The sequence below is a fragment of the Burkholderia sp. BE12 genome (genome assembly GCF_002959955.1).
In the GTDB taxonomy this organism is placed as follows: domain Bacteria; phylum Pseudomonadota; class Gammaproteobacteria; order Burkholderiales; family Burkholderiaceae; genus Burkholderia.
This window is the reverse complement of the sequence record NZ_PREY01000067.1, coordinates 1-7,455: the sequence shown is the minus strand read 5'-3', so window position 1 is coordinate 7,455 and position 7,455 is coordinate 1. Positions and strand designations below refer to the sequence as shown.

Sequence of the window (7,455 nt, the reverse complement as noted above, 5' to 3'; positions counted from 1 at the left end):
GGGCGGGTGGGGCGAACGAAAGGAGCGACTATGTTGAAGAAAAATGCGGTGTGGCTGATCACAGGATGTTCGAAGGGGCTGGGACGGGCACTGGCCCGAAGCGCGCTCGAATCCGGGTATCGCGTCGTGGCAAGCGCGCGGGATGAGGCAGCCGTCGAGGACCTCGTCCGCGCGTATGGCGACGCTGTCGCGGCCGTCCGGCTCGACGTGACCAGCCAGGAGCAGGCAGAGGCCGCCGTTGCCGCCGCCCACGAACGATTCGGCGCGGTCGACGTGCTCGTCAATAACGCTGGCTACGGATATCTGGCCGCGATCGAAGAGGGCGAGGACAGCGATGTCAGGGCGATGTTCGAGACGAATGTCCATGGAACCTGGAACATGATCAAGGCGGCCCTGCCCGGCATGCGCAAGCGCCGGACAGGACATATCGTCAACATCGGCTCGGTCGGCGGCCTGACGACGTTCCCCGGCGTAGGCTTCTATCACATGACGAAGTTTGCCGTCGAAGGGCTCTCCGAAACCCTGGCGAAAGAGATTGGCCCGCTAGGCATCGGCGTGACGGTCGTCGAGCCGGGCGCATTCCGGACCGATTTCCGGGGCGCATCGATGCAACAGTCCGGCATACGTCTCGAAGATTATGCGGACACAGCCGGCAAGGCTCGCGACAGTGTGCTCGCCGGGCACGGAAAACAGCAGGGCGATCCGGTGCGCGGCAGTCGAGCCATCATCGCTGCGCTGGAATCGGATCGGCCGCCGCTGCATCTCGTCATCGGAGGCGATGCGCTCGATCTCGTCCGCGCCAAGCTCGAGGACCTGAGGGTCGACCTCGACACGTGGGAGCATCTGACGAGAAGCACGGATTACGAGGCGTGAAGGAGGCGCGGGTGGACGCACCCAGTCGGCTGCGTTGGCCCGGGCAGTCCGGCACCCCCATGTGAAGGGCGGCGACATTGAAACCTGGTGTTCTACCCGACTCCTTCCACATCAACGTCAATATTGCCCATCCCGGCTTTTCGCTGTCGACCGTATTGGCGTGGAGAACGGTTCATCACGCGTTTGAACGCCGTGCTGAAGGACTTCTCCGACTCGTAGCCAAGGGCGAGACCGATTTCCGAAACCGAATCGCGGGAATGGGTCAATCGGTCCGCGGCCAGCATCATTCTCCACCGCGTCAAATACTCCATGGGCGAGAGCCCGACCGTCTCCTTGAATCGGAGCGCGAACGTCGTGCGAGACATCGCCGCTTGCTCGGCCATGGTCTGCAAGGTCCACCTGCGACCCGGCGAGGCGTGCATGGCGTCGATCGCAGCCCGCATACGTTTGTCGGACAACGCGAAAAGCCAACCGACGTTTTCATGGCGCTCGTTCGACAAATGAAGTCGTAGCGCCTCGACAAGGACCAGCGTCGCCAACTGCTGCGCGACGATGAAATCTCCAGGTTGCGCATCGCTCAATTCCTGCCGCATGCGCTCCACGCACCATCGCAGTGTTGCCCGATTCGTTTCTTCGCGGACATGAATGAGCGGCGGCAGCATGCCCAACAGCAGATCGGCCTGGCCTTCGGCTAGCGTGAAATAGCCGCCGATGCTCAGGAACCGGCCCCCGCCGTTGTGCGTCACGATGCGCCCATCCGGGACCTGCGGCAACAGCGTATGGACGTCGACCGGTTCGACGGCCAGATCGCTGGCGAGGCGAAACGGCTTTCCTCCCGCCAGCAGGAAGCATTCACCTGCACTCACTTTCACGGGAGAGGGCAGCCCCTCGACCCAAACCCAGCACTCGCCGCGCAGCACGGCGTGAAACTTGATGCCGTCGTGCGCGCCGAATTGCACGGCCCAGTCTCCGTTCGCATCGAAGCCGCCAGACACATAGCTGCGCAGTCTCAGTAACGACAACACTTCCGATAGCGGGTCCATGAATCAATTCCGAACGATCTCAAACCAAATGCGAACTCTACGCCATAGTCCGTCCCGCGCCAAATCCTTAACCTGTCGTTGAAACGATCAGGAGGTGGGTGATGCGCGTATTTGTCACGGGTGCGACGGGCTTTATCGGCTCTGCTGTCGTTCGCAGTCTCGTCGATGCCGGCCACGAGGTTAGCAGCCTTGTACGCTCGGCCAATGCCGCCGCTTCACTCGAAGCCTTGGGAGCTCGAGCCTGCCGCGGGACGATCGAGGATCTCCCTGTACTGCGCCGGGCTGCGGCAGCGGCGGATGGCGTCATTCACACCGCCTTCTTTCATGCGCTCTCGCACGCCAGCCTGGGGACTCGAGTACGCATCATGTTCGGCGGTCGCCCTGCGAATATCGTCGCGCGATTCACGACTGCGGCCGTCGGAGCGGAGCGGCGCGCCATCGACACATTCGGTGGCGCACTCGAAGCAAGGAAAGGCTCGCTGGTCATCGCGTTTCCGACGATGGCGATGGCGCCGGGGCGACCGGCACGCGAAACCGATGCCGCTGATCTCGGCACGGTGGGCGGCCTCAGGGCGCAATCCGAACAGGCGGCACTGGATCTCGTTGCGACCGGCGTGCGCGCCACGGTTGTTCGGCTGCCGCCGTCGGTGCATGACGAGACCCGGCTCGGGCTCGTCACGCGGTTGATCGAAATTGCACGGAAGAAGCGAATTTCCGCGTATCCGGGGGACGGGAACAACAGATGGGCGGCCGTGCACCGGCTCGACGCATCGCTGCTGTTCCGGCGCGCGCTCGAAAGCGGCGAGGCGGGCGCCCGCTATCACGCCGTGGCGGAAGAGGGCATTCCGTTCCGTGACATCGCCGAGGCGATTGGACGCCACCTCGACGTCCGCGTTGCGTCTTTGTCGGCCGAAGACGCCGCGCGGCATTTTGGCTGGCTGGCGCCCTTCGTCCGTGCCGATAATCCGGTTTCCAGTCAGGCCACACGGGAACGACTGGGCTGGGAGCCGCTGCATCCGCAGTTGATGACCGACCTGATCGCTTCCTTGCGCGACGTACGTCGTTGACGTCTCTCGTGCCTGGACACGGCACCGCGGCATCCGCACGTGATTGCCGTGCCCGCGGAAAACGAGGGGCCGTCTGAATGGACGGCGACGTGGGTTTCACGACAACCAGGAGTGCTTATGATGGGTTTGACCAGACTGGCACCGCTCGCTGCGGCTCTTTCCATCGCGTTCGCGCCGTCGGCACACGCCGAGCGCGTCGACAGTGGCGTGCCGGGGATGCGCTTCGATCATGACGTGCCGGTGACCATGAACGACGGCGCAAAGCTGAGCATCAACATCTATCGTCCTGACAAGCCCGGCCGCTATCCGGTGCTGATGCTGATGGGGCCTTATGGCAAAGACACCAGCATGGCCGACGCGCCCGCGTACAAGACATCGTGGGCCAAGCTCATCGCAAAGTATCCGGATCTGTGCAAAAAGTCGTCTTGCCGATATATCCGTTTCGAGGCGCCCGATCCGGAACGCTGGGTTCCGAATGGCTATGTCGTGATCCACGCCGACGTGCGGGGCGCCGGCGCATCGCCGGGTGTGCTCGATCCTTTTTCGCCGCGCGAAACGCAAGACTACGCGACACTGATTACCTGGGCCGCGCATCAGCCATGGAGCACCGGCAAGGTCGGTCTGCTCGGTACGTCGTTCCACGCAATCAACCAGTATCAGGTCGCCGCGCTCAACCCCGAGGGCCTCGCCGCGATCCTGCCGTGGGAAGGCGCCTTCGATCAATATCGTGAGATCGCTTACTACGGCGGCATCCTCAACGTGGCGTGGCAGTTCTGGTGGGAACATCAGGTCGTGCCCAACCAGAACGGGAACGCCGGGACACCGCTGGTCGATTCCATCGGCGGCGGCAAGGACACCGGCTTACCGCTTTCACAGGAGCGTCTGAAGGACAACCGCATCGATCCCGTCGGCGCCTTCGCCAGGCATCCGTTCGACGACGCCTGGTATCACGAGCGCACACCGGACGGCAGCCGAGTCACGGTGCCGTTGCTCGACGTCGCCAACTGGACCGACTGGGGCACGCAAGGTTACCTTGCGGCGGCCAGCAAGCAGAAGTGGCTGCGCATCCAGACCGGCGACCACTTGACGCCGTTCTATTCGGACCAGGCGCTGGCGCTGCAAAAGCGCTTCTTCGATCATTTCCTGAAAGGCATCGGCAATGGCTGGGAGCAGGAGCCCCGTGTCGCCGTGCAGGTCAGGCGCCCGGACGGTGCGACATGGCGAAACGAAAAGGCGTGGCCGTTGCCTGGCACGAACTGGGAACCTTACTACCTGGACGCAGCGAGCGGATCGATGGGGCCTGCGCTCGAAGCCGCCGCACCGGCTGCGAAATCCTGGTCGGGCTCAGGTGAAGGGCTGACATTTACGACCGCGCCGTTTGCGGACGAAACGGAGTTTACGGGTCCCATCGCTTTGCGATTGTGGGTCGGTTCCTCGACGGCGGATATGGACATTTTCGCGGCGGTTCGGCTCATCGATCCCGAAGGCCGTGATGTCACTTTCATGGGAAACAGCGATCCGAACGTACCGCTCGATCTGGGCTATCTGCGCGTGTCGCACCGGGCTATCGACCCGGCGAAATCCGCGGCCTGGCAACCGTTTCATCCGCACCTCGCTGCCGAGCCGATGACGCCCGGACAACTGTATCCGGTCGACGTGGAGTTCACGGAGCCGACGAGCATCGTCATTCCCAAGGGATATCGCCTGGCCCTGACGATCCAGGGGAAGGACTTCGGCTATGGGCCCGGCGCGCCCATCGTGCACGCCAAAGACTACGATCTTCCGGACGACAGCCATTCCGGGCTGTTCTTCGCCGCTCATCCCAATCGCGATCCCGCTCTTTACGGTGGCACGGACACTGTCGCGACGGGTAGCAAGCATGCGTCGTACCTGTTGTTGCCGCACGTCCCGCCTCGCCGTTGAATCGATATCGTGGCGGCCTCGTCGATTCCGTATTTTGCCGTTTTCGGGACGCTGCTCGTCGCCGCATCCCTTTTTGGTTTCCATCGCGTTGACAGGTGTGCCGACGCTCTCGTCAAGAAGAGCCTTCACATGCCTTTGCGTTCGATGGGCGACTCGTTGTACGTCATGTTCCGAGTGCCGAGATCAAATAATCGATCACCACCCGGACTCGCGTCGGTACGCGTCGACCGGCTGGATAGACGAGGTGGGTTGCCATGCGTTCCGGCTGAAACTCGGGCAGGAGGACTTCGACTTGTCCGGTATCGATTTCCGCTCCGAAGAGCCATCGTGGCGCCTGGGCAATGCCGAGCCCGTGCAGTACCGCGGCACGTACCTGCTCTGCGTCACCCGTCAAAAAAGACCCCTGAGGAACGCACTGAACGATTTCTCGCCCGACCTTGAAGCGCCAAGGGCGGCGCTCATGGTTTCGGGCGAAGACGACGCCTGTATGTCCGTCCAGGTCGGCCAGCCGGGCAGGCCGGCCTTTAGCCGCGATATAGCCCGGACTGGCCACGAGCAGCGATTCCGTCTCCGATAGTTTTCTCGCTGTCAGCGAGGAATCCACCAGTGGCCCGTGGCGGATTGCCAGATCCAGTCCTTCCCCGACGAGGTCGACCTGTCGCTCGGATACGGATAATTCGAGCGCAACGTGCGGATATTGTCGAAAGAACCCGGGAAGGAGCGGCGTCACGCACAGGCGGCCGTAGGCAGGCGCGGTCGTCACTCTCACCAAGCCTTGTGGAGACTGCTGTCGCGTCCCGACCGACGACTCCAGCGAATCGAAGTCTTCCATCAAGGGCTTGGCCGATTCATAGAATGCCTGCCCCGTCGCGGTGATCACCACCTGACGCGACGTTCGCAACACCAGCTGAGCGCCGAGATACTCCTCCAGCGCGGCAATCTGCTTGCTTACGGTCGGTTGTCCAATGCCTTCCTCGCGCCCGACGGCGGAAAAACTGCCGCATTCGACTAGCCGAACAAACAGGCGAATTGCGTTCAGGCGATCCATGAGTATTCGTATCGATCCATTCTGTACTGGAATCGATGGTATGCCGGGAGGCTGCGTTTCGGCAACGGGCCTACTTGTTTAAGTTACCGCCTGTGCAGTTACCGTCATCACTGTTTACCGCTGGAGAAACGCGTCATGAAAGCTATCTGCGTTACCGCTGAACGCTCGTTGGAAGTTCGTGATATCCGGCCGCCGAGCCGGCCGGAAGCAGGTCATGTGCTGATCGACATGGAGGCATCTGCTATCAACCATGGCGACAAGATATTTTTGCGTATGCGGGCCGAGGATGGCAGAGCGCTCGCGCCCAGCCAGCACGGCGTGTGGGGCGCTTCCGGCGCCGGGACGGTGGTGGCGACAGGTGCCGGTGTCCCGGCGCGTTATATGGGGAGACGCGTCGCTGTCTACCGCTCGCTGAACCGTAGCGCGTACAACATCGGGCTTTGGTGCGAAAAAGCGCAGGTGCCTTGCACGAGTTGCCTGATCTTGCCCGAACACGTCAGCGCACGGGACTATTGCGGGTCGCTCGTCAACGTGATCACAGCCTATGCGTTTCTCGAAACGATTACCGAGGCCGGGCATCGGGGCGTGATTGCCACGGCGGGGAACGCGGCAACGGGGCTGGCGCTCGCGGCACTCGCTCGTCAGAGAAATATGCCGGCGATCTCCATGGTGAGGAGCCAGGCTGCGCAGGAGGCGCTGCAACGCCACGGTATCGAGCATATCGTGCGCGCCGATGAAGACTTTACCGACACACTCGGAAAGCTGTCCTCCGAGCTTGGAACGACGGCTGTATTCGATGGTGTGGGCGGTGCACTGACCGGCCAGATGGCAGCCTGTCTGCCGATGCGCTCGTCGGTATATTTCTACGGCACGATGGCCGGACCCGTTCCGTTTCCCGTGTCGGCGCCGCTCTTCATGATGAAAGATCTTTCGATGCAGCGTTTCAGCAATTTCGAGAGCCGCACGGTGCGAGAGCATGAAAGGTTGGTGGCTGCCCTGAGTGCGCTCGAGAGCGTGATTGTCGATCCCGTGTTCAGGACGAGCCTCGGTCAGGAATTCAGCCTTGATCTGATTGACGACGCTATGGCCTACGAATCCATCGACGGACGAAAGGCGATACTGACAAGCCAATCGTGAATCCCGATACCAATCCCGCCACGCCATGCTTCCGAAGCCGGGCAACCAGTCGGCGAATCTGCCGCGTCGTCAATTCCAGCCGTTCTGCCGCGCGCCACGGCTTGAGCCTGCCATCCGCCACGTTCTGAATGACCTTGAACCGGTCCAGTTCGCGCATCGTCATCGTGATCCGCTCCGTTGCAGCCATCGCAGCCTCCGGCGCCGGACACCCGGCGGCCGAACAGCTTACGCGGCACGAAAGCGGACATTTCTATGTAGCCAAAAGCGGACATTTCAATCTAGCCACTACAACCAATGTCATACCCGGATTCAGATGTCGTAGCGCCAGCTAAATACAGATGTCGCATGTTTCATCCGCTTTCTC

At 62.2% G+C, this 7,455-nt stretch carries 6 protein-coding genes and 1 pseudogene; 4 read left to right on the top strand and 3 right to left on the bottom strand.

Annotation, left to right across the window (positions count from 1 at the left end; genetic code table 11):
• Nucleotides 1-30: 30 nt before the first annotated feature.
• On the top strand, nt 31-873 hold the full coding sequence (locus C4B30_RS34825) for an oxidoreductase (RefSeq protein ID WP_027784479.1): 843 nt from the start codon (nt 31-33) through the stop codon (nt 871-873).
• Between the two features lie 92 nt (nt 874-965).
• Here C4B30_RS34825 and C4B30_RS34820 read toward each other — a convergent pair whose 3' ends face one another.
• Nucleotides 966-1,916 (bottom strand): AraC family transcriptional regulator, encoded by a 951-nt coding sequence (locus C4B30_RS34820; protein ID WP_027784480.1) that lies wholly within the window; start codon nt 1,914-1,916, stop codon nt 966-968.
• A 101-nt stretch (nt 1,917-2,017) separates the two neighbouring features.
• Between C4B30_RS34820 and C4B30_RS34815 the strand changes: the two genes are divergently transcribed.
• On the top strand, nt 2,018-2,983 hold the full coding sequence (locus C4B30_RS34815) for an SDR family oxidoreductase (RefSeq protein WP_027784481.1): 966 nt from the start codon (nt 2,018-2,020) through the stop codon (nt 2,981-2,983).
• A 117-nt stretch (nt 2,984-3,100) separates the two neighbouring features.
• Nucleotides 3,101-4,906 carry a CocE/NonD family hydrolase gene (locus tag C4B30_RS34810; RefSeq protein WP_230469135.1) on the top strand — a complete coding sequence of 602 codons (1,806 nt, stop codon included), beginning with the start codon at nt 3,101-3,103 and terminating at the stop codon, nt 4,904-4,906.
• 163 nt (nt 4,907-5,069) lie between these two features.
• Here the strand turns inward: C4B30_RS34810 and C4B30_RS34805 are convergent, their stop codons facing one another.
• The gene (locus C4B30_RS34805; protein WP_027784483.1) at nt 5,070-5,954 is read right to left on the bottom strand and encodes a LysR family transcriptional regulator; all 885 of its coding nucleotides are present in this window, start codon (nt 5,952-5,954) and stop codon (nt 5,070-5,072) included.
• A gap of 135 nt (nt 5,955-6,089) precedes the next feature.
• On the opposite strand from C4B30_RS34805, the gene C4B30_RS34800 reads away from it, so the two are divergent.
• A complete protein-coding gene (locus C4B30_RS34800) occupies nt 6,090-7,091 on the top strand; it encodes a zinc-binding dehydrogenase (protein ID WP_027784484.1) in 1,002 nt (333 codons plus the stop codon).
• Between the two features lies 1 nt (nt 7,092).
• Here the strand turns inward: C4B30_RS34800 and C4B30_RS34795 are convergent.
• Nucleotides 7,093-7,278, bottom strand: a pseudogene (locus C4B30_RS34795) (helix-turn-helix domain-containing protein); the annotation flags it as partial.
• Nucleotides 7,279-7,455 lie beyond the last annotated feature (177 nt).

Excerpts from the sequence above, each read along its gene's own strand:
- C4B30_RS34800 (WP_027784484.1), top strand. The coding sequence starts at position 6,090 with ATGAAAGCTATCTGCGTTACCGCTGAACGCTCGTTGGAAGTTCGTGAT.
- C4B30_RS34815 (WP_027784481.1), top strand. The coding sequence starts at position 2,018 with ATGCGCGTATTTGTCACGGGTGCGACGGGCTTTATCGGCTCTGCTGTC.
- C4B30_RS34805 (WP_027784483.1), bottom strand. The coding sequence starts at position 5,954 with ATGGATCGCCTGAACGCAATTCGCCTGTTTGTTCGGCTAGTCGAATGC.
- C4B30_RS34825 (WP_027784479.1), top strand. The coding sequence starts at position 31 with ATGTTGAAGAAAAATGCGGTGTGGCTGATCACAGGATGTTCGAAGGGG.
- C4B30_RS34820 (WP_027784480.1), bottom strand. The coding sequence starts at position 1,916 with ATGGACCCGCTATCGGAAGTGTTGTCGTTACTGAGACTGCGCAGCTAT.
- C4B30_RS34810 (WP_230469135.1), top strand. The coding sequence starts at position 3,101 with ATGATGGGTTTGACCAGACTGGCACCGCTCGCTGCGGCTCTTTCCATC.